This window comes from Cupriavidus basilensis OR16, assembly GCF_000243095.1.
Lineage (GTDB): Bacteria > Pseudomonadota > Gammaproteobacteria > Burkholderiales > Burkholderiaceae > Cupriavidus > Cupriavidus basilensis_D.
Genome location: NZ_AHJE01000023.1, coordinates 1 through 22,308, shown reverse-complemented (window position 1 = coordinate 22,308; position 22,308 = coordinate 1). Strand labels below are relative to the sequence as shown.

Annotated in this window: 18 protein-coding genes and 1 pseudogene; 10 read left to right on the top strand and 9 right to left on the bottom strand. The window is 64.9% G+C overall.

All coding sequences use genetic code 11. The features are described 5' to 3' along the window. The first annotated feature begins 8 nt into the window (after positions 1-8). The gene (locus tag OR16_RS09875) at positions 9-2,435 is read left to right on the top strand and encodes a glucose/quinate/shikimate family membrane-bound PQQ-dependent dehydrogenase (protein ID WP_006157820.1); all 2,427 of its coding nucleotides are present in this window, start codon (positions 9-11) and stop codon (positions 2,433-2,435) included. A gap of 429 nt (positions 2,436-2,864) precedes the next feature. On the opposite strand, the gene OR16_RS09870 is transcribed toward OR16_RS09875, so the two are convergent. The 3 genes from OR16_RS09870 to OR16_RS09860 all read right to left on the bottom strand — a co-directional run bounded on the left by OR16_RS09870 (position 2,865) and on the right by OR16_RS09860 (position 4,236). After that, positions 2,865-3,104 (bottom strand): hypothetical protein, encoded by a 240-nt coding sequence (locus tag OR16_RS09870; protein ID WP_141639859.1) that lies wholly within the window; start codon positions 3,102-3,104, stop codon positions 2,865-2,867. 110 nt (positions 3,105-3,214) lie between these two features. Further along, the gene (locus OR16_RS09865; protein ID WP_006157818.1) at positions 3,215-3,685 is read right to left on the bottom strand and encodes a hypothetical protein; all 471 of its coding nucleotides are present in this window, start codon (positions 3,683-3,685) and stop codon (positions 3,215-3,217) included. Positions 3,686-4,008: 323 nt separating this feature from the next. Further along, the gene (locus tag OR16_RS09860) at positions 4,009-4,236 is read right to left on the bottom strand and encodes a hypothetical protein (RefSeq protein WP_006157817.1); all 228 of its coding nucleotides are present in this window, start codon (positions 4,234-4,236) and stop codon (positions 4,009-4,011) included. Between the two features lie 188 nt (positions 4,237-4,424). Between OR16_RS09860 and OR16_RS09855 the strand changes: the two are divergent. From OR16_RS09855 to OR16_RS09840, 4 genes and pseudogenes are all read left to right on the top strand, one after another. Continuing rightward, positions 4,425-5,150 (top strand): annotated as a pseudogene (locus tag OR16_RS09855) (zinc-binding dehydrogenase); the annotation flags it as partial. 53 nt (positions 5,151-5,203) lie between these two features. Beyond that, complete coding sequence (locus OR16_RS09850) at positions 5,204-6,742, top strand: flavin-containing monooxygenase (protein ID WP_006157815.1); 1,539 nt, start codon at positions 5,204-5,206, stop codon at positions 6,740-6,742. Positions 6,743-7,773: 1,031 nt separating this feature from the next. Further along, positions 7,774-8,508 carry a hypothetical protein gene (locus OR16_RS09845; RefSeq protein ID WP_006157813.1) on the top strand — a complete coding sequence of 245 codons (735 nt, stop codon included), beginning with the start codon at positions 7,774-7,776 and terminating at the stop codon, positions 8,506-8,508. A gap of 95 nt (positions 8,509-8,603) precedes the next feature. Further along, entirely contained in the window at positions 8,604-10,325 is a 1,722-nt protein-coding gene (locus OR16_RS09840) for a dipeptidase (protein WP_006157812.1), read from the top strand. A gap of 34 nt (positions 10,326-10,359) precedes the next feature. On the opposite strand, the gene OR16_RS09835 is transcribed toward OR16_RS09840, so the two are convergent. Continuing rightward, complete coding sequence (locus OR16_RS09835) at positions 10,360-10,950, bottom strand: GntR family transcriptional regulator (RefSeq protein WP_050982928.1); 591 nt, start codon at positions 10,948-10,950, stop codon at positions 10,360-10,362. Positions 10,951-11,022: 72 nt separating this feature from the next. On the opposite strand from OR16_RS09835, the gene OR16_RS09830 reads away from it, so the two are divergent. The 4 genes from OR16_RS09830 to OR16_RS09815 all read left to right on the top strand — a co-directional run bounded on the left by OR16_RS09830 (position 11,023) and on the right by OR16_RS09815 (position 15,550). After that, positions 11,023-11,760 carry an alpha/beta fold hydrolase gene (locus tag OR16_RS09830; protein ID WP_006157810.1) on the top strand — a complete coding sequence of 246 codons (738 nt, stop codon included), beginning with the start codon at positions 11,023-11,025 and terminating at the stop codon, positions 11,758-11,760. Beyond that, entirely contained in the window at positions 11,757-13,028 is a 1,272-nt protein-coding gene (locus OR16_RS09825; RefSeq protein WP_043419142.1) for an iron-containing alcohol dehydrogenase, read from the top strand. Before OR16_RS09830 ends, OR16_RS09825 begins: the two co-directional genes overlap by 4 nt. A gap of 128 nt (positions 13,029-13,156) precedes the next feature. Beyond that, entirely contained in the window at positions 13,157-14,554 is a 1,398-nt protein-coding gene (locus OR16_RS09820) for an MFS transporter (RefSeq protein WP_006157808.1), read from the top strand. Between the two features lie 189 nt (positions 14,555-14,743). Beyond that, complete coding sequence (locus tag OR16_RS09815) at positions 14,744-15,550, top strand: hypothetical protein (RefSeq protein ID WP_006157807.1); 807 nt, start codon at positions 14,744-14,746, stop codon at positions 15,548-15,550. Positions 15,551-15,709: 159 nt separating this feature from the next. Here OR16_RS09815 and OR16_RS09810 read toward each other — a convergent pair whose 3' ends face one another. The 5 genes from OR16_RS09810 to OR16_RS09790 all read right to left on the bottom strand — a co-directional run bounded on the left by OR16_RS09810 (position 15,710) and on the right by OR16_RS09790 (position 20,683). Next, positions 15,710-16,687 carry a Bug family tripartite tricarboxylate transporter substrate binding protein gene (locus OR16_RS09810; protein WP_006157806.1) on the bottom strand — a complete coding sequence of 326 codons (978 nt, stop codon included), beginning with the start codon at positions 16,685-16,687 and terminating at the stop codon, positions 15,710-15,712. Continuing rightward, entirely contained in the window at positions 16,672-17,688 is a 1,017-nt protein-coding gene (locus tag OR16_RS09805) for a tripartite tricarboxylate transporter substrate binding protein (RefSeq protein WP_043419140.1), read from the bottom strand. The genes OR16_RS09810 and OR16_RS09805 overlap by 16 nt, the downstream gene beginning before the upstream one ends. 73 nt (positions 17,689-17,761) lie before the next feature. Continuing rightward, complete coding sequence (locus OR16_RS09800) at positions 17,762-18,772, bottom strand: hydroxyacid dehydrogenase (protein ID WP_006157804.1); 1,011 nt, start codon at positions 18,770-18,772, stop codon at positions 17,762-17,764. A 32-nt stretch (positions 18,773-18,804) separates the two neighbouring features. After that, positions 18,805-19,482 (bottom strand): RraA family protein, encoded by a 678-nt coding sequence (locus OR16_RS09795; protein ID WP_006157803.1) that lies wholly within the window; start codon positions 19,480-19,482, stop codon positions 18,805-18,807. Between the two features lie 61 nt (positions 19,483-19,543). Then, the gene (locus OR16_RS09790) at positions 19,544-20,683 is read right to left on the bottom strand and encodes an alpha-hydroxy acid oxidase (protein WP_006157802.1); all 1,140 of its coding nucleotides are present in this window, start codon (positions 20,681-20,683) and stop codon (positions 19,544-19,546) included. Between the two features lie 258 nt (positions 20,684-20,941). Here OR16_RS09790 and OR16_RS09785 point away from each other — a divergent pair, with 258 nt between their 5' ends. Beyond that, positions 20,942-21,844 carry a LysR family transcriptional regulator gene (locus OR16_RS09785; RefSeq protein WP_006157801.1) on the top strand — a complete coding sequence of 301 codons (903 nt, stop codon included), beginning with the start codon at positions 20,942-20,944 and terminating at the stop codon, positions 21,842-21,844. Positions 21,845-22,308 lie beyond the last annotated feature (464 nt).

Genomic DNA, 22,308 nt, shown 5'->3' with positions numbered 1-22,308 from the left:
AGATCACTATGTCCGCACGAACGAGTTCGCTGGGATTCATCGGCACTATCAGCCTGCTAATCACCGGACTCACCGCGCTATATCTGCTGATAGGCGGCGCGTGGCTGCTATCGCTCGGCGGGTCGACCTATTACATCGTGACCGGCGTCGTGCTGCTCGGCGTGACGTGGCTCCTGTACCAGCGCGACTCCAAGGCGTTCGTGCTCTATGCGCTTGTGCTCGTCGGCACTGCGATCTGGGCACTCTGGGAATCGGGTCCCGACTTCTGGGCGCTCGCGCCGCGCTCCGGCGTGCTGGTCATCTTCGGCGTGTGGCTGCTCCTGCTCATGAGCCGGCGCCTCGAAGGCGCGAAAAAGGTTGGTGTGACCTCGCTCGTGGGTGCGCTCGTGATCTGGGTGGGCGTGCTGGTCTACTCGTGCTTCAACGATCCGCAGACTGTCAACGGTACGTTTGGCGCGACAGAGGGTACGCCCGCAGCGAACGCCAATGGCATCGAGGCCACGGACTGGCCGGCTTATGGCCGCACCCAGGAAGGGACACGCTATTCGCCGCTGCAGCAGATCACGCCGAAAAACGTGAAGAATCTGCAGGTGGCCTGGACCTTCCGCACGGGCGACATGAAAGGGCCGAACGATCCGGTCGAGATCACCAATGAGGTCACGCCGATCAAGATCGGCAATCTGCTTTATCTGTGCTCGCCGCACCAGAAGCTCTTCGCGCTGGATGCGAAGACGGGCGCGCTCAAGTGGAAGTTCGATCCGAAACTGCAGCCGGCTCCGTCATTCCAGCATGTGACCTGCCGCGGCGTGTCGTATATCGATCTCTCGGCAAGCGCGGCGACAGCCGAACCGGCCACGCTTGGCAGCGACACCACGACGGCTACTCCGGCGGCGACGGTTGCCGGCACCAATGCGGCGTGCACGCGCCGCATCTACCTGCCGGTCAACGACGGGCACCTCTACGCGCTCGACGCGCTGACCGGCGAGCGCTGCGCGGGCTTTGCCAACCGCGGCGATCTCGACCTGCAGCACGCCATGCCGGTGACGACGCCGGGCATGTACGAGCCCACTTCGCCGCCCATCGTCACGAACAAGGTGATCATCGTAGCGGGCGCGGTCGAGGACAATTTCTCGACGCGCGAGCCCTCTGGGGTGATCCGCGGCTACGATGTGCGCACAGGCGAGTTGCTATGGGTGTTCGATCCGGGCGCGCGGGACCCGAACAAGACCCCGGGCCCGGGCGAGCGTTACACGTGGAATTCGCCGAATTCGTGGGCGCCTGCCGCCTACGACGCGAAGCTCGACATCGTCTATCTGCCGATGGGCGTGAAGACGCCGGACATCTGGGGCGGTGACCGCACGCCCGACATGGAGCGTTATGCGACCGGTCTGCTCGCGCTGCACGCATCGACGGGCAAGCTCGCCTGGTTCTACCAGACGGTGCACCATGACCTGTGGGACATGGACCAGCCTTGTCAGCCCACGCTCGCCGACATAACCGACAAGGACGGCAAGACCGTGCCCGTCGTGTACGCACCAGCGAAGACAGGCAACCTGTTCGTGTTGGACCGCCGCACCGGCGCGCTCGTCGTGCCCGCACCCGAAATGCCGGTGCCGCAGGGTGCAGCGCCTGGTGACCACGTCTCGCCGACGCAGCCGTTCTCCGAGCTCACGTTCCGCCCGAAGAAGCTGCTCACCGACGCCGACATGTGGGGCGCGACGATGTACGACCAGCTCGTGTGCCGCGTGATGTTCCACAAGCTGCGCTATGAAGGCACCTTCACGCCGCCTTCGCTGCAAGGCACGCTCGTGTTCCCCGGCAACCTGGGCATGTTCGAGTGGGGCGGCCTTGCCGTCGACACCGACCGCAAGATCGCCATCGCCAACCCAATCGCGCTGCCGTTCGTCTCGCGTCTGATTCCGCGCGGCCCGGGCAACCCGATGGAGCCAGAGGCGGGCGCCAAGGGCAGCGGCACGGAATCGGGCATTCAACCGCAATATGGTGTGCCATACGGCGTGACGCTGAATCCGTTCCTCTCGCCGTTCGGCCTGCCGTGCAAACAGCCGGCATGGGGTTACATCTCGGCAATCGATCTGAAGACCAATGGGATCGTGTGGAAAAAGCGTATCGGCACGGTGCGCGATAGCTCGCCGATTCCGCTGCCGTTCAGGATGGGCATGCCGATGCTGGGCGGCCCGATGGTTACCGCGGGCGGCGTGGCTTTCATCGGCGCGACGGCGGACAACTACATCCGCGCGTTCGATGTGAATACGGGCACGCAGCTCTGGCAGGCCCGTCTGCCGGCAGGTGGCCAAGCCACGCCGATGACCTATTCAATCGACGGCAAACAGTACGTCGTGATCGCCGCGGGCGGGCACGGTTCGTTCGGCACGAAGCTCGGCGACTATGTGATCGCCTACGCGCTGCCGCAGTAGCGCGCATGCCAGCCGTTGGCTGCTGAACTCCATGCGCATGAGGGCAGGCGTTGAACAAGCCTTCTAGGCACGGCCATCGCATTCGACGACTTGGACGTCAGCTTCTCGCTGGATCGGTCGTTCAATGCGAGCTTCGCGGATGACTCAAACTGGCCGGGAACAGCCCGATTGCCCAGGGGGTCGGAGAACTCCGCAACGACGGGCTGTTGCCGACCCAGACAGCCGTTCGTATGCATGCGAACGCAACGACTGCTTCAAGGGAACGACAGCCGCACGATCAACTGAATCGGTAGGCAAGTGATCGGCCTGTGGCTCACCCGGGTACGGGTGGAAGAAAAGAACTCGCATGGACGATCGACGCTTTCCCTCCGTAATGTTGGTTACGCAAAGAGCCTGACCTGCGAACGATTTGGTCCTACGGGTGCGCTGTTATGACACCCGATAGCCACGCCGCTTCGAGCCTCCTTGGGCACAAGCACCCAATGCTTTGGGCATGGGGCCGTCCCAATCGGTATCGACCGTGCCGGTTGATCCCATGATGGTGATGGTCAGCGCGATATTTCCCGGGTAGTCGAATACCGGCGCGAAAAAGGCAACGATTCCCGGCGTGCGATGGTTGACCGTGCGGGACATGTTGCGCACCCGCGCTTCCTTGAACATCTCTTTCACCACTGCTGCTTCCAGCGGATGCGGCCCCCGTCGAGTGCTCAGGACCTGCAGCGGCTACCGCCGCCCCCAACCGGGGTAGCCAATGTCGCAGACGCCGCCCGCACGCGGTGTCACACCCCGCTGAGGTGCCGGCAATGTTCGCGAAACCAGCGGTCCAGCCCTTGCTGCGCGCCGGCCCAGGTCGGCATCTCGCCGACTGCGCCGGGCGCCAGACCAAGGCTTTCCCACGCCGAGTGCAAGAGTTGATCGACAGGCTTCCAGAAACGCCCACCCAGATTCTGCGGCTCTAGAACAACGTCGTGGGCCGCAATCCATGCGTAAAGAGCCCGCCGGTCTTGCTCCGAGGGCAGCTCGGTCGACTGCAGCGCCTGTGGCGGGGGCCTGCCGATCGCGGCCGCTTCCAGCCACGCGGCCAAGGCACCACGCAGCGGCTGCTCGGCCAGTATGGCCGACAGCGCGACGCCCCGGCGCAGGTCCGCGAGCAGGTACAGGCAGGCGCGCAGCGGCGTCTGCCCGCGAAAGAGCGTGCAGTGGAGGGCCCAAGTACGGGCGGAGGGCGCCGGGTGCGTCTGCAAGGACATGGGCGAAAACTGAGAGCGCTTCCCTATCGCAAGCAAAGCTCGCGCCGGCCTAGATGTCAAGCGCTGCACCTCTGGAATGCGTCGCTGGGTCCCCATGGCCCGGTTGCAAAGCCCATGCACGGGCATGCCTCGCCCACCGGGGTTGGCGAGGGCACCTGCCATCACGTACATAGATCCAGAGCTGCCCCGTCTTGGTCTTGCCATTGCAAGTCGGTTTGTCTTCGAACGTCCATGCAACGGCATCGATCAATGACGGAGACTGGCCGACAACGGTCCTGCCTGGCTCGCCGAACCTTGGCGCTGGATCCGCCTGGGCCCGCTTCTTATCGCTCTTCCGACGACAGCCGCCATGTCGGAATGCCGTCGTCGAAGCTATCGAACCACTCCCGGATCGCGTCGGCCACAATGTTTGGATCGCAAGTGGCGGCATCTGGAACGCATGCCCGAATGAGATCTTCGACGTCAAAGAGTCGCTCCGCCCGAGGCCGCCAGGCATCACGGTTGCGGGTGAAGATAGTGAGGTGCTGGTCGCGGATCGGGATGTAACGCATGGCGAAGACACGGAATGGAGTCCCGTATTGACGGCCGCCTCGCCGACTACTTGAGCCACGCCCAGTGAGCAAAGGGCGAACCGACCTACAGATCCTGGCTCAGCGTGGGCGAAAATTGCACGGCAGTCCAGCTAATTCCGGATTTCCAGTCCAGCAAACTGATCTGTAGTCCGGCTAATTCCGGTTTCCTACAGGTATTCAATCTCTCGGGATTCGCGGAAAAAATCCTGGTCCATGCGAATGCACTGGTGAAGATCCGCCATGACATGCCGCTGGATCGCGCTGCGCTGCTTGGCTGCGCCGTCATCACAGGAACCGGAGCCGTATTCCATAGCGCGAAGGTAGAGCCCGGCAGCAGCGTGGTTGTGGTCGGATGCGGCGGAGTCGGGCTGTCCGTAGTCAATGGCGCGGCCATTGCCGGCGCCGCCCGCATCATTGCCGTCGACATGCTCCCCGACAAGCTCGAAATGGCGCGGAAATTCGGTGCCACGGACGTCGTCAACGCGGCGGATTCCGACGCGGTCGAGCAGGTCCTGGCCCTGACCGGCGGGGGCGTGGACCACGCTTTCGAATGTATCGGCCGCAAGGAGACCGCCGAGCCGTGCTATGCGATGCTGGCACCGGGCGGCACCGCTACGGTGATCGGCCTGTTCAAGCCGGGACTCAAGATCGAGTTGCCGGCCACGGATTTCCTCCGCGAGAAGCGCATTCAGGGATCCCTGATGGGCTCGAATCGCCTGAGCCTCGATATCCCCAGGCTGGTCGAACTGTACATGCAGGGAAGGCTGCTGCTGGACGAACTGATCTCGCAGCGCCTGCCGCTGGACGCGATCAACGAGGGCTTCAGCGCGATGCAATCAGGACATGTCGCACGCAGCGTGATCGTCTTTCCGGACGTTGGCGGCCTGCAATAGGAATCTGAATAGGAATCTGGTCCGTCGAACAATTTACAAGTTGGGGTAAAAAAATGACAGAGAGCGTGTTTCCCGAAAAGGCCGGGTCGAAGGCGCCCGAGCATTTCGATGTCTTGATCGTCGGGGCCGGCATCTCGGGGATAGCATCCGCCTATCATCTCGCCGACCAATGCCCGGAGATGCGCTTCGTTGTCCTGGAGTCACAGGAGAGCTATGGCGGCACCTGGCACACACATCGCTATCCCGGAATCCGCTCCGACAGCGATCTCTACACCTTTGGTTATCGCTTCAAACCCTGGACTGGCGCGCCGATCGCCACTGCGGCGGAAATCCGTTCGTACATGGGCGAGGTCATCGAGGAGAACGGGCTCGACCGCCACATCCGCTACCGGCACGCCATCCGCTCGGCATCGTGGTCGAGCCAGGACAATCTCTGGACCGTCGAGGCAAGCCGGACGGACACCGGCGAGATGGTCCGGTTCACCACCGGCTTTCTCTGGATGTGCCAGGGCTACTTCAGCCACGCGCAGGGCTACAGGCCGGAATGGCGGAGCATGCAAGCCTTCAAGGGCCAGATCGTCCATCCGCAAACATGGCCCGAGGACCTGGCCTACGAAGGCAAGAAGGTCCTCGTCGTTGGCTCGGGTGCCACGGCGGCGACGCTCGTGCCGGCGATCGCCGGGAAATGCGCGCATGTCACCATGCTCCAGCGTTCCCCGACCTATTTCTTCACAGGGCGCAACGCCAACGTGCTTGCCAACGAACTGCGGAACCTGGAGATCGACGAGACCTGGATCCACGAGATTGTGCGCCGCAAGATCCTGCACGATCAGGCCGAGTTCACGCGTCGCGCCCAGGAGGAACCGGAAGCGGTAAAGCAAGAATTGCTCGCTGGCGTGCGGGCCCATCTCGGCCCGGAATTCGATGTCGACACGCACTTTACGCCGCGCTATCGGCCATGGCGACAGCGCATCGCGTTCATCCCGGACGGAGACCTGTTCCAGAGTGTGCGCGACGGCAAGGCCTCGATCGTCACCGACGAGATCGAGCAGTTCGTGGAAACCGGCGTCGTGCTGAAATCCGGCCGGACGTTGGACGCCGATATGATCGTCACGGCCACGGGCTTTGACCTGAATGTGCTTGGCGATATCGCCTTCACCATCGACGACAAGCCCCTGCGCTTCTCCGACACCGTCACCTACCGCGGCATGATGTTCACGGGCGTGCCCAATCTGGTCTGGGTCTTCGGATACTTCCGTGCGAGCTGGACCTTGCGCGCTGACCTGATCGGCGACTTTGTCTGCCGGCTGCTTCGCCACATGAAAAGCAAGGGCGCGAGCCGGGTCATGCCGGCGCTGCGGCCCGAGGACGAGAACATGACGCTGGGTTCATGGGTGGACCCGGAGAACTTCAATCCCGGCTACCTGATGCGCGGCATGCATCTGCTCCCGAAGCGGGGCAGCAAACGCGAGTGGCAGCATACCCAGGATTATTGGGCAGAGAAGGACGAATTCCCCACCATCGATCTCGACGATGCAGTCTTCAACTACACATGCGAGTTGCCGGCAGGCGTCAAGCCACCGCTTGCTTGACGGCACTGAACGGCACTCGACGGCAGGGTTGCAACGCCCACCTCATCGTCGAGCGCAACAGCTAACGCGCAGCGCGGAGCGTGCCCTGAAAAACTGACAAACCCGGGGCAAAAGAAACTTCAGCCGTGCGGTCGCAACCGGTATCTCCTCCTCCTCCTCCTCCTCCTCCTCCTCCTCCTCCTCCTCCTCCGCCTCCTCCGCCGCCGCCTCCCCTGGCATTCACTCCTTCAGGAGGGTACTGGAATTGCTGTACTGCAGCACACTTACCAGCGGCAACTCGTAGACCCCGTTGTTGCCATTCCTTGAGGGTGTAGGCGATCTCCCCGGCCTACACCCCCTTTTTCCCGCTTCGCGTCCAGCCGAAGGGCCGGGACAGGTCAATCCAGCTGCATTTTCGCCCAACTTATCCCCCCGCTAGAGGGGATGCAATTAATCAAGCCCGCACAGAATAAGGGAATTCGCCGCTTTTATGTCTGAGATTAAAATATTGGAATATATACCCTAAACTATCTAGGATATAGTGCACCGCACCAATTTCATATTTCACATATTCGACATTTCCTATGTCTGAACGAAGGGAGTATTTCAAAATACGCCCCGCTCAGGCAGACGGGTATGAACCGGTTATTTTCATCTTCAAGAACTGCATAACACAAAGGCACGGAGCGAGGTCGCATCCGGCGCGGCAGGGTAAGTCACTGCACCGCGTAGCCGCCAGGCGGGACACATCAAATAACCACGCGGCACACGCGGCGCTGCAAGCGCCGAGCGGCACGTCGTGGAATGAGTGAAAACGGGGTCCCACCAGATGGTAGGGGGCAATAGTGCATCACACAGGGGTATACACGCGTCAGGAGCTGGACAATTACTTTGCCTCGTACGTAGGGATGGAGGGGGGAAACCCGCGGGCCAATGTCTGGATCTGCGACAGAAGCCCGCATCCCTGGTACGAGCGCCTGCAGGGGCCGTTACGGCCGCGCACGGAGCCACACGCATGGGATGCGGCGTTTCGCGCAAAGCATCGGGAAGACATGGGGAAATGGCTGAACCATCAGCGCATTGCCCGCATCATGGCCGCTGCGCGAGCGCAAGCGCTCGGCATCGGGCTGGATGACAATGACTGGAAAGCGTACTACCGGGACGAGCTCTACACACCCGACGGCGCTGAATTCAAGCTGAACCTGTTTCCCCTGCCCGTCATGCTCGATGGCCTGACGCCCTGGTCCAAGGTGTTCCGCGGCCAGTCTGAACTCGTGCCCAAGGATCGTTACCTGGATCTGTGCCGGCATGGAGGGCGATTCCGCTTCCTGCGCACGCTCTGCGCGCACTGGCGGCCCAAGCTGGTCATCTGCATCGGCTATCGTCAGGCCGACGATTTCGTGCGGGCATTCGGACTCGAGCAGGTCGCATGTGAAGAGCGGCAATTTCAGCCGGCAGACCAGGTAAGGCTCCTGCACGCCTACGAAAGAGACGGCACCACGTGGATCCTATGCCCCGCACTCGCGGGCAGCGCGGGGTTGACCTCCGACGTGCAGCTCAGCGCATTCGGCAAGCTGCTTGGCGCCAGCCTGGCACCGAGCGACTTCGATAGCTGGCCCGCGGCTGCAAGCGTTCCGGGCGGATTGCCGGCGAGCCAGACCGCGCGGTTGGCCGGGAGTGCATCCGGTGGATTTCCAAGTGGCGGATACCCCGCCCAACGCAAGCACCATCCTGACCCAAGGGACGCGCGACAAGGCAGATCTGACTTCGTGCCTCAGGGCGTGTAGCCGAGGCACGGCGCCGCAAGACCATGCCGGCACGGCGGATTTGCACCTGCTGGCCGACTCATGCGAATATCCTTCGTTTTTTGGGAGCCCCGCCCATGAAACGCTCGACCCTTCTCGCCTCGCTTGCCTTGCTCACGCTGGCCATGAGCCAGCCCGCGCTCGCGGGCACGCTGAAAAAGCCCGGCCTCGATGCGCTTGTCGCCAGCGCGCAGGCCAACCCGCCGGCCGATTTCAATGCGTTCCTGAGCGCGGCAGCCAAAGCCGATCCTTCGCTGGCAAGCAGTGTCGCCGCCTACCGGAAACACGCCTCGCTGCACGGCGACGACCTGACCAATATCGGGCGCTTGCTGGGCGTCTATAACCGGACTCACAACCACCAGGCGGTGATCGGCGCCATCGAGCGCATGGTGGCCCTGCGCACCGTGCGCGACGACAAGATCCCGCAGCACGAGAACCCCGCCATCATCGCCTTCGGCAAGCTGGTGGAAGGCATGGCCAAGGACTTCGGCCTCAGCTTCCGCAACGTGGACAACCGCGTGTTCGAGGTCACGCTGCCGGGCCGGGGTAAAGAAGAGTTCGGCTTGCTGACCCACGCCGACGTGGTTCCTGCCGTGGCAGACGAATGGGTGCTGGACGACGGCACCAAGCTTGACCCGTTCAAGGTCACGCGCGTGGACGACTATCTCTACGGCCGTGGCACCATCGACGACAAGGGCTCGATCGCCACCGTGCTGTACGCGATGAAGACCGTGAAGGAGAGCGGCCTGAAGCTTGAGCGCACCATCCGGCTGATGATCGAGACCACCGAGGAAACGGGCGGCGACGGCATGAAGTATTACCGGCAGCACACCACGCTGCCCGAGTACAACATCGTGCTCGACAGCAAGTACCCCGCCGTGGTGGCCGAGAAGGGCTCGGGCAGCCTGAAGGTGTTCTTCCCCGTGCAGGCCACCGGCGTAAATGCCACCGCCATCGTCGCCATGCGCGGCGCGGCCTCCGCCAATGCTGTGCCGCAGACCGCGAGCGCGCAACTCAAGGGCGGCGACCTGAACGCTGCCCGCGCCCAGCTTGAAGCGGCACGCGCTGCCTTTATCGCGAAATACGCGCCGCAGGGCAAGTTCGCGATCAATATCGCCCAGGGCACCGACAGCCTGGAGGTCAAGGTCACCGGCAGTTCCGCCCACGGCTCCCGGCCCGAGGAAGGCGTGAACCCCCTGCCGCGCCTGACGCTCTTCCTGCGTGAATCCGGCGTCGCGCTGGCCGACAACCACTACGCCCGTGCCGCGAAGTACCTCGATGACCTGTATGGCACCGGCTACCTCGGCGAAAAAATGGGCGTGGCCTACAAGGACGACTTCATGGGCCCGCTCACCATGTCGCCCAACCTGGTCCGGGAATCGGACGGCCAACTAGAAGTCACCGCCAACGTCCGCATGCCGCGCGGCAACACGCCGCAGGCCCTGTCCAAGGCCGTGGCCGACAAGATCAACGCCTGGGCCGCCGCCAACCACGAAACGGTGACCATCAGCCACGACCAGGGCGACTGGATGGCGCGCGACCCTAAAGGCGCGTGGCTGTCCACGCTGCTCAATATCTTCGGCGACACCACGGGGCTGGAAGCCAAACCCGTCCCCACCGCTGGCAGCACCACCGCCAAGCTGATGCCGAACGCCATCAACTTCGGCCCCGCCATGCCCGGCAAGAAGTACACCGCGCACAACGCCAAGGAGTACAAGGAAGTCGCCGACCTGGACCTGGACATGCAGATGTTCACCGAGATGCTGATTCGCATCGGGGACCTGAAGACGATGCAGTAGCACCACGCACGCCGGCCTGCGTGCGGCAAGGCGTTCAGCGCAGGTCGCCCAGCACCGTGGCGCGCGTGAAATCCTCGATATTGTCGAGCAGCGCGTCCAGCGCCTTTCCGGCGCCCTCCACATCCGCCTTGGCAATGGCTGCCGCCACGGCGGCGTGCAGCTTCGCCATCTGCGGCAGGTCCGCCGCCTGCTTGTAGTGGAAGTACCAGAAGCGGCGCGCGAGCCCGTGCATCAGGCGCATCGCGCCCTCGGCGAACTCGTTGCGGGCGGCCACCAGGCTTAGTTCGTTGAACTCGCGGTCGGCCCGGATGAAGGCGACATCGTTGCCGTTCTTCGAGGCCCGGGCGAACTCCTCTGCCAGCCGCTTGAACTGCGCGCGTTCCTCGGGCGTGGCGCGCCGCGCCGCGCTGCGGCAGATCAGGCGCTCCACTTCGCGGCGGGTCTCCAGCAGCTTGAGCTGCTTGGCGACGTCGATCTGCGGCACCAGCAACCCGCGCTGCGGCAGCACCACCACCAGGTGCTCGCGGGCCAGGCGCTGGATCGCCTCGCGGATCGGCGTGCGGCCGATCCCGGTCATCTCGCTGAGCTGCAGCTCCGAGACCGAGGTGCCGGGCGCCAGCCGAATCCGTCGCGACCTTTTCGGATTCGGCTCCTCCTGCTATCATCCATCTAATATATTAGTTGTGTTGGAGACAGGATGGATATGATTCGCGTGGGCAACGGGCCCGTCAGCGTGGTGGCCGTACATGGCATCCAGGGCACCCGGGCCGCGTGGCTGCGGCTGGCTGGGTGCCTGGGCGATGCTTGCACTTTCATCCTGCCCAACCTGCAGGGGCGGGGCAAGGCGGCGCGCCCGAACGGCGCGCACGGCTATACGCTGGCGCGCTACGCGGCGGCGCTGCGCGAGGTCATCGAAGCGCACGTCGGGGCCCGGCCCTTCGTGCTGGCCGGCTGGAGCATGGGCGTATCCGTGGCGCTGGCGTATATCGAGGCCTGTCACCGGGATCCTTCCACGCCCGCGCCCGCTGGCCTGTTCCTGCTTTCGGGCTCGCCGCATCTGCCCGGCGTGGACTGGTTCCGCGCCACGGACCAAGACACCCTGCTGACGGAAATCGCCCAACGCGAACGGCGCCTCGGACTGGCCGAGGCCGCGGACCACCGCGCCGTGGCGTGGACCTGGCAGAACATCCGCTCCACCGACCAGCGCGCGCTGCTGCCGCGCATCCGCACCCCGGCGCTAGTGGTGCATGGGCACGACGACGACGACTCGCCCTGGCCGCATGCCATCGCGCTGACACTGGGCCTGCCCGATGCCGCCCTGGCCGGCATCGCGGGTGCGGGCCACAGCGTGCTCGTGCAACACACCGCGGCAGTCGCGCAAGCCTTGCGCGCCCACCTGCCGCGTCTTTATCCATCTCCAAAGGACCTGTCATGAGAGTCGAGGACCTCGTGTATTTCTGCGCCCCGGCGCGGCTGATCGTCGGCGCGGGCACGCGCGCGCAATTGCCGGACTTGCTGGCCCACCTGGGCTACCGCACCGGCGTGCTGGTCACCGACACGTTCTTCACCGGGCACACGCCATGGGTGAGCGAGTACGTGGCGGCCGCCAGCGCGGCCGGCATCGAGACGCTGGTCTACGATGGTGGCATGGCGGATCCCACCACGGTGCTGTGCGACACGGCAACCGCCGCGCTGCGGGCGCAATTGTGCGGCAAGACGCCCGACCATGTCATCGCCCTTGGCGGAGGCAGCAATATCGACCTGGCCAAGGCCTTGTGCCTGACGCTGCCGGGCGGACTGCCGATCCGGGATTTTGCCGGGGCCAAGCCCGCGCACGCGTGCCCGCTCCCGCTGGTTGCCTTGCCGACCACATCCGGCACCGGCTCCGAGGCCACACCCGGCGCCATCCTGGTGGACCCCGACAGCGCCACCAAGATCGCGGTGATGGACAATGCCCTGCGCCCCCGCATCGCGCTGATCGATCCCGAGTTCACCTATACCTGCCCGCCGCGGGTGACCGCCGATGCCGGCATCGACGCACTCACGCACGCGCTGGAGTCGTTCATCACCATCGACTCATTGGCCTACCCGCGCCACGGCAATCCCGATCCGGCCTATAGCGGCCGCTCCGCCCTGACCATGTTGTTCGCACGCGAAGCGATCCGCCTGTGCGCCCGCTACCTGGAACGCGCCTATCGCGACGGCGGCGACATCGAGGCCCGTACCGGCATGTCCTACGCCAGCCTGTATGCCGCGCTGTCGTACGGCAGCGCCGGGCTGAACGCGGTGCACGGCATTGCCTATGCCGTGGCCGGCGTCACGCATCGCTCGCACGGCAGCACCAATGCCGTGATGCTGCCGTACGTGCTCGATGCCCTGAAGCAGGAACGCCACGCCGAACTGGCCGAAGTAGCACGCCTGTTCGGCATCGAAGACGCCGACGAGGCCCAGGCCGTAGCGCGCCTGCCGCCGGCCATCCGCGCCCTGGTGGAGCGCCTCGGCATCCCGGGCGACCTGGCCGCGTTCGGCATTCCCGAAAACGCCCTCCCGGCGCTCGCCGCGGACGCGCTGGCGGTTACCCGGCTGGCCGGGGCCTTCCCCGTGGCGGACGTGCCGGCGCGCTATGCGGCCATCGTGCAGCGCGCCTGGCACGGTCAGCTCGACGCCACGGCGACTGCGCCGGGCAACCGCCAGGCGGCGTAAGCCCGCGAGCCCTCGTCTTGGTGTTTTCCCTCAGTCCGTTTGTTTACTATTTGAATACTTCTGCAATGCAACTAATATATTAGTAAAGGCGGCACACCAGGAAGCCGTCATACCCAAAGGAGACAAAGATGGATATGTCGGCGGGCGAACTGAAGTTGAGGCCGGGAATCGCCGCCCGGCTAGAGCGGTTACCGATGACGAACTACCAGCGCTCGCTGTTCGGCATCATTGCCACGGCCTGGTTCTTCGACTCGATGGACCTGGGCATGATGACCTTCGTGCTTGGCTCCATCAAGGCGGAGTTTGCCCTCACGGCCACGCAGACCGGCCTGCTGGCCAGCTCCAGCTTTCTCGGCATGTTCCTCGGCGCTGCCATTGCCGGCCTGCTGGCCGACCGCTTCGGGCGCAAGCCGGTGTTCCAGGTCAGCATGGTGTTCTGGGGCGTTGGCAGCCTGCTGTGCGGCCTGGCGGACAACGTCACCAGCCTGATGCTCTTTCGCGTGTTGCTGGGTTTCGGCATGGGCATGGAGTTCCCGATCGGGCTGTCGATGGTGTCCGAGATTGTCCCCGCCAAAAGCCGCGGCAAGTATGTGGCCATCCTTGAGGGCTTCTGGCCGATCGGCTTTATCGCCGCCGGTGTGCTGACCTACCTCCTGCTGCCGGTGATCGGCTGGCGCGGCATCTTTATCGCCCTGTCGGTGCCCGCCGCCTTTGTCTTCGTGGTACGCCGGCGCGTGCCGGAGTCTCCCCGCTGGCTCGAAGACGCCCGCTGGCTCGAAGACGTAGGCCGCGAACGCGAGGCCGACAGCACCATGGCGGGCATCGAAGCCAAGGTGCAGCGTGCCTGGGGTGCCGCGCTCCCACCGGTGGCCGACACCTACGCGCCCGCGCCCCGGCGCGACCGCAAGGCGCTGTTCACCGAACTGTGGCGCGGCCCCTATGCCAGGCGCACCGTAATGTTGTGGTTGGTCTGGTTCTTCGCCCTGCTCGGCTATTACGGGCTCACCACCTGGTTGGGTGCCCTGCTGCAGCAGGCCGGCTATGCGGTCACCAAGTCCGTGCTGTACACGGTCTATATCTCGTTGGCCGGCATTCCCGGCTTCATCTTCTCCGCGTGGCTGCTGGAGAGATGGGGCCGCAAGCCCACCTGCGCGCTGATGCTGCTGGGCAGCGCCGCGGCGGCGTACCTGTACGGCCAGGCCGCGGTATTGCGCCTGCCGGTGGAGCAACTGATCGCCGCCGGCCTGTGCATGCAGTTCTTCCTGTTCGGCATGTGGTCGGTGCTCTACGCCTACACGCCGGAGCTCTACCCCACGCGGTCGCGCGCCACCGGCTCCGGCTTCGCCTCTTCCATCGGCCGCATCGGCTCGCTGGCCGGCCCTTACCTGGTCGGCGTCTTGCTGCCCGTCACGGGCCAGGGCGGCATCTTCACGCTAGGTGCGCTGTCGTTCGTCGTTGCCGCGCTGGCGGTGCTGCTGCTTGGGGTGGAAACCAAGGGACGCGCGCTGGAAGAAGTCTCGCACTGAGACCGGGACCGCTGTCCTGCGCAGGCTGTCTTTCCCCTGCACGGCTCTCGCGATGCGAGGGCCGTTTTTGCTTTTGGGCGGAGGACTGGCTCGGGAGACAAAAAACCACCGCGGCACGGTTGACATGTTGATATATCCTACTAATATATTAGTTATGTATCAGATCATCAAATAGACAGGAGACCCGCCATGATGACCGAACGCCAGCGCAAGTTCCGCGAACAATACAGAGCCGACATCAGCCCCCTCTATAACGGGCTGCTCCACATCGCCGTCATGTACGGCGTCGGCAGCTTCGCCATTGCTTACTGCCTCACGCATATGTCGAACGCACGCTGGGAATGGCTGCTGGCGCTGCCAGTGTTCCTCGCCGGCAATTTCGTGGAATGGTTCATGCACCGGTATGTCATGCACCGGAAGATCGACGTGTTTGCGTTGCGCGCCATCTACGAACGCCACACCCGCCAGCACCACCAGTACTTCACCGACAATGAAGCCACCATCGATACCACCCGCGAATTCCGCATTGTCTTCTTCCCGTGGCGCGTGCTGGCGACACTAGGCGTCGCAGGCGGCGCGCTCTCCTATCTCACCTTGCAGATGTTCAACGCCAACGCCGCCTACGTGGTGTTCCTGACCATGGTGGCGCAGTACCTGGTCTACGAGACCTTCCACTATTGCTGCCACGTGCACGATAACTGGTTCGTGCGCAACATGCCCTTCGTCAACACCATTCGCCGCCATCACACCGCGCATCACAACATGGGCATCATGATGAAGTACAACATGAACCTCACCGTCCCCATCGCTGACTGGTTCATGGGCACCAGCGACCTGCGCCGCGGCCTGCTCGGCCACCTGTTCAACGGCTACAGCGAAGCGCATGTGAAAGAGGAGCTCAAGCCCATCATCGAGAAATTCCGCAACGATCATTCATGCGTCACGCTGGATGGCCCCGAGCTGACCGAAGACGAGCGCCGCGCGATGGCGGCCTGAGCCACGCCGTGCATCCCGCACCGATGCCCGGATAGGCAGCCGAATCCAGCGGCATCCGGTGGCCCGCCAGGGCGAGCATCCTGATGCTTGTCATTAGCCGTCGATCGCGCACGCATGGATTGGCGTGGCACGGAAGGGGCAAGGCTGCGCATCGCTGCCCTAGTCCGCCTTCGCCCCCGAGATCCGGACCTGTTCCGCTGCTGTCGGCATCTGTTTCTTCACAAAAGTCCAGAACTCGTCCACGCCCATCGGCTTAACCGGCAACGAACCCTGTTCGGCGAACTGCCGCTGCAGGGCGGGGTCGCGCAGCGCCTGCGTCAACGATTCATTGAGCCGCTCTAGCGCGGGGCGGGGTGTGCCGGCCGGCGCAACCAGTCCGTACCAGGAATCGGTGTAGAAGCCCTTCAGTCCGGCTTCGTCGAAGGTAGGTACATCGGGCAGCGCGGGCAGGCGCTGGTGCGCGCCCACGGCTAGCGCACGGACCTTGCCGGAGCGGATGAAGGGCAGCGCGCCCGTGGTGATGATGAAGTCGACGCGGCCGGCCATCAGGTCCGTCATGGCGGGCGCCGTGCCCTTGAAGGGGATGTGCGCGATGTCCACGCCGGCGAGTTTTTTGAAGACTGCGCCCGCCAGGTGCTGGCTCGATCCGACGCCGCCGGAGCCGTAGTTCAACTGGCCGGGCTGGGCGCGTGCCTTGCCGATCAGGTCGCGTACCGAGTGCAGCGGCGAGTCGCGCGGCACCAGCAGCACGCCAGGTGACGTGGTGATCAGCCCGATCGGCGCGAAGTCCTTGATCGGGTCGTGGTTCAACCGGCTGTAAAGTGCGGCGTTCAGGCCATGCGAAGCCACGGTGGCCAGCATGATGGTGCTGCCGTCGGGGCGCGTGCGAGCAGCTACGTCGGTGCCGATATTGCCGCCCGCACCGGCGCGGTTGTCGATCAAGATCGTCTGTCCCAGCGCCTTCGACATGTGCGCCGCCGCCAGTCGCGCCACGGCGTCGGACGGGCCGCCTGCGGGCCAGCCGACGATCATCGTGACCGGCCCCGGCGGCAGCGGCGCCTGCGCGGATGCCAACGCGGATGAGACCAGGGCGGCGCCAATTGCCAGCGCCGCCAGCCGGCTTACTTTTCCTGCCATGGCATCTCCTTCCAGAGCTGGCGGAAGCCTGCATCGCCGCGTTCGAGTTCGGAGGCATACGCGGCGGGCGCCAGATAGCGCAGCGGGGCATACATGGCGTCGGCCTGCTGGCGGAACTGCGAATCGGCGGCCACGCGTGCCATGGCGTCGACGAGCTTCTTGCGCACCGGCTCCGGCAAGCCTTTCGGTGCGGCCAAGCCGCGCAGTGAGGCCAACTCGATGCCGAAGCCCTGCTCGCGGAACGTGGGGACGTTTGGCGCAAGCACGGCACGTGTCATGCCCATCTGTCCCAGGAACCTGATCGGCGTGCCGCCCTTCTGGAACGCCAGCGCCTCGCCCACGTTGATGGCGCCGATCGTGATCTGCTGGCTGGCCAGGGCCGCGCGGACTTCTCCGGCGCCCTTGTAGCCCACATGGGTCAGCTTCACGCCCGACGCCTTCTCGAACAGCAGCATCGCAAGGTGGTCGTCCGAACCCACCCCGGTGGTGCCCACGGTCACATGGCCCGGATTTGCCTTAGCGTACGTCACCAGCGACGCCAACGAATCAATCGCATTGCTGTTGTTCACGGTGAAGCCGCCCGGATCGTCCACGAGGTTGCCGATCAGGTCATAGCTCTTCCATGTGAACGTGGTCTTACGTTCGAGCGGAATCGTCAGGAGGTTCGGCGTGTTGATGAAGCCGATCGTGTAGCCATCGGGCGTGGCGCGCGCCAGTTCCGCAAAGCCGATGGCACCGCCGGCGCCTGGCTTGTTCTGGACCACGATGGTGGCGCCGAGCTGCTTTTCCAGGTGCCGGGCCAGCAGTCGTGCGACCAGGTCAGTGCCGCCGCCGGGCGCGTAGGCCACGAGCATTTCGATCGGGCGGCTCGGATAGGGCGCCTCGGCATGGGCTGCACCGGGAGTGGTGGCGCCAATCGTGCCAAAAGCGAGAGCGAGAGCGAATGGGGCAGCCAGGCGCGGGGGAAAGCGCCGACGCCGAAGCTCGGGAGTGCGATGCATGTTGTGTCTCCTCGCCAGCCCTCGATGGGGCGACGTATTATTGGTTAAAACGTTGCGTCGGCCGACGCCTAGCCTAGCCCATCGCACGCTGGCGCACGCGCGGCCACACCTCGGGGTTCACCAGGCGCTCGGGCCGGGCGCCAGTCGCCAGCAGCTCGACGATTTGCGTGGCGGCCAGCGTGGCGTTCCTGCGGCGGGCCTCATGCGTGACGCCTGCCGTGTGGAACGTAGCGACCACGTTCTCCAGGGCAAGCAGCGGATGGTCGTGCGGCGGCGGCTCCTGGTCCCACACGTCGAGCCCTGCCCCGGCAAGATGGCCGTTTGCCAGCGCCGCGTACAGCGCGTGCTCGTCGTGGATGCCCCCGCGGGCCGTGCTGATGAAAATGCAGCCGGGCCGCATCGCGGCAAACGCTGCGGCGTCCATCATGCCCAGCGTGGTGGCATCGCGCGGGCAGTGCAGCGATACCACGTCGGCGGTGCGCAGCAGTTCGTCGAACGACACCCGTTGCGCGCCGCGTGCGGCCATTTCTGCCGTATCGAATGCTGGATCGCAGCCGATGACACGCATGCCGAAAGCCCGGCCCAAGGCCGCCGTCCGGCGTCCGGCGTGCCCCACACCCACGAGTCCGAGCGTGCGGCCGCGGAGCTCCTGACCCATCAGGTCCTCGCGGCTCGCCGTGGTGTTCGTGCGCATGCGCCTGTCGGACTCGGGAATGCGGCGCAGCACGGCCAGCATCAGGCCCAGCGCCATCTCGGCCACCGAGTCGGCGTTGCCGCCGGCCTGGTTCATCACCGCCACGCCGGCGGCGGTGCAGGCGTCGATGTCGATGGTGTCGCAGCCTGAGCCGCTGGACGACACCGCCAGCAAAGACGGGCAGCGCGACAGTAGGTCCGCGTTGACAAACCAGCGGCGCGGGATTTCGTCCTTGGCCGCCGTGATCTGGTAGACCTGCGCCCTGGCCAGTTGCGCCCAGGCTGCGTCATCGGCGCCTTCGCGCGCGCAGGTGTGCAGCGTCACGCCGGGAGCGTCGCCGACGATGCGATCAAAGGAGGGATCCAGCCAATAGTCGAACCGCACCACCAAATGGTTTGCGCGCGTGGGGAGTGTGGGTGCGTTCACAGCACGCCCTTGTCGCGCAGCGAGCGCTCCACCCAGCCACGGTCGGCGCGGCCTTGCGAGATCGAATCGAGCATGGCCGCCTCGGTACGTTGCACCTCTTCCACGCGCGCAGCGATCGATTCGGCTTCCTCGGCGGGCACCACCAGCAGGCCGTCGCCATCGCCGACGACCAGGTCACCCGGGCGCACAACCATCCCGTCGATGCAGACCGTGATGTGCAACTCGCCAGGGCCGTCCTTGTAAGGGCCGCGATGCGACACGCCGCGCGCATAGACTGGGAGCGGTTCCTTGCCGATCGTGTCGCTGTCGCGGATCAGGCCGTCGATGACAAAGCCCGCCGCGCCGCGCGCCATCGCCAGCGCCAGCATGATCTCGCCGATGATGGCATTGGGTCCGGCCCCGCCGGCGTCCACCACGATCACATCGCCAGGCTCCGAGATGTCGATGGCCTTGTGCACCATCAGGTTGTCGCCGGGCCGCGTGCGGACGGTCAGGGCGCGGCCCACCAGCGGGCCTTCGCGGCGATGAAAAGGGCGCAACTGCGTGGTGCCGATGGTCCGGCTCATGGCGTCGCTGACATTAGCCACTGGAAAGCTCTTGAAACGCTCGAGGAGCGCGTTGCTGACGGTGGGCGCGGGCCGGGCGTGGATTCGGAAGCCGTGAGGCGTGGTCATCGGGATGTCTCCTGTGTTGGCCGGTGCGTTGGCGTGTTGGAATTTGGGGGCGGGATGGTGCTCACGCCCGTGGGCGCTGGATGCAGGCCGGGTCGATGTCCGCCACGCGGATCAGTCCGAGCATGGCCATGTCGCGCGAGATCTCGGACTGCATCAGTGCGATGCCGTGCGACACACCAGCGCCGGACGCCACCGTCGCCGCATAGGCGAACGGCCGCCCGACGAACACGCAGCGCGCGCCGAGCGCGAGCGCCTTGATCACGTCGGTCCCACGGCGCACGCCGCTGTCTAGCATCACGGGCAGGTCTGGCACGGCGTCGACGATTTCCGGCAGGGCACGGATTGGCGCGATGGCGCCATCGAGCTGCCTGCCGCCATGGTTCGAAACGATGATGCCGTCCACACCGTGCTGGCGTGCCAGCAGCGCGTCTTCGGCGGTCAGGATGCCCTTTATCACGAGCGCGCCCTTCCAGCGACGCCGGATCGCTTTTAGGTGAGCCCACGTGAAATGCGCCCGATCGGAAAAGTCCCGCTCGACATTGCGCGACAGAATTGGCGCGCCGCGATGGGCGTAGGCATTCTCGAAATGCGGCACCCCATGTCGCACCAGTGTGCGCGTGAAGGTGCCAAGCAGCCAGCGCGGGTGCGTGACGCCTTGCCAGGCCAGTGCGAGGCTTGGCCGAAACGGCGTGGAGAAGCCCGCGCGCAGGTTGTTCTCGCGATTGCCGGCCACCGGCGTATCGACGGTGATCACCAGCGTCTCTACGCGAGCCGACTGGACGCGCGACAACAGTCCGTCGATCTGGGCCGTGTCGCCTGGCAAATAGGCCTGGAACCATGTGCCCGGCTCTGTGTCCATGACCTCTTCCAGCCGGATCAGTGAAGAACCGCTCATGATGGCCGGTACCCCGGCGTGCCGGGCAGCCTGTGCCAGCACAATGTCGCCGCGATAGGCGAACAACGCGCAGATTCCCATCGGCGCAATGCCGAACGGTGCAGCATAGTGCCGCCCAAGCAGTTCAATGCCGAGGTCGCGCGTGGCTACACCGGCCAGCACGCGCGGCCGCAGCGCGATCTCTTCGAACGCGCGCCGGTTCTGCGCAAGTGAGACGCTGTCTTCGACCGCCCCGCTCACGTAAGCGTACAGCGGTCTGGGCAAGCGGCGATGCGCGAGCGCTTCGAAGTCGTTCAGCGCCAGCACCCGCCTTCTCAGCCACGCGACATCGCATACAGCCGAAGCAGCCTGTTGCGGCGCAGCGGAAGCACCAAGGGTGGCTTCCGGGCTGGGGGCTGTGGCCTGTGGGGCGCCATTGGTGGGGGCAACTGACATGGTGGGGGGACAGAACGCTGTGATCTCCCGCCAAATCTAGCAATCTCGACACAACGAGAAAAGCGAAAAATAACGAAGATATAATTTCGCTTTTTGGAAACATTCACAGCCGCTGCCGGCCACCACCTCATGACCCTCAAGCAACTGGAAGCGTTTTACTGGGCCGCCACCTGCGTCAACTTCTCCGTGGCTGCGGAGCGGGTGCACCTGTCGGTGTCGTCACTGTCCAAGCGGGTGGCCGAGCTCGAAGCCTCGCTGGGCGTGCAGCTGTTCGACCGCAGTGGCAGGCGCGCAGAGCTGACCGCGCAGGGAGAGCAGATGCTGCCGCAGATTCGTGAACTGCTGCGCGCCGCCGCAGAGCTGGAGCAATCGGCCGGGCAGCGCTACGGGCTGATGGGACGTTGCCGCGTCGGGCTGGGCGAGCTGAGCGGCCTGACATGGTTGCCGAAGCTGGTGCGCGAAGTATCGGCCCGCCATCCTGGCTTGTTGCTGGAGCCTTATCTCGATATCGGCCAGGTGCTCGAGCAGCGTCTGCACGATGGCGAACTGGACCTGGCGGTACTGGCTGGGCCCTCCACGCGCAGCAGCCTTGCGGCCGAGCGGATCAGTCAGGTAGATTTCGCGTGGGTGGGCAGTCAGTCGTTTCTTGAAGAGGCCGGGACGGAGGATCCCAGGGCATTGATGCGCGAGCATGTGCTGCTGACCTTGCCGGTGGGCGCCGGCGGTACGCGAGTCCTCGATCAATGGCTGGCGTGCCGGGGGCTGATGGTGAACCGGCGGCTCATGTGCAACAGCTGGGGCGCGGTGGTCGGCATGGTCGCTGAAGGGCTTGGCTTTGCGTTCATGCCCGAGCAATGGGCCCAGGCGCTTGCGGCGCGCGGCGTGTTGAAGATCCTGCCCGGCAGCGATGCGCTGGAGCCGCTGCACTATGCCGTGCAATGGCGTCGCGACGACGCCCGCGTGCTGATTACAGCCATGCGCGACATGATCAAGGGCGTAATAGATTTCCAGGCTCCACGTTGCCTGGTCTAGGCGATTGGCTGCAAAGTCATCATCCTATGTGGTCACGAAACCTGTCCAATAGCCATGCTCGGGCGATCGCCGTCGTCGCCTCGGGACGCTCCATGGATGGGAAATGGCCGCAGCCGGGAAGTTCTTCATATCGGGCGTCGGGCAAGACAGCGGCAAGCCGCCGGCTCAGACGTCGTCGATCAGGAAATCGATTCTACTGTGCTCACTCGACCATGGCTGCTCCGGGCCATGAACTTCCGTCGGTTCAATCCGTGACCTTGCGTTCATGGCGGGCGAAGGAGAGCGGCCGCGCGCGCGACCTCGAATGCAAAGCGCCCCATCGTTAGCGCATGGGGCGCTTTGCATACCGGGCCGCGGCGGCGATGCCGCGACGGCCCGTTGCCATACCACCTGCCTATCGCTACACCGGCACATCCCTCATCGGGTCCGGCTTGCGGTTATCGAACCAGCGATACAACGTCGGC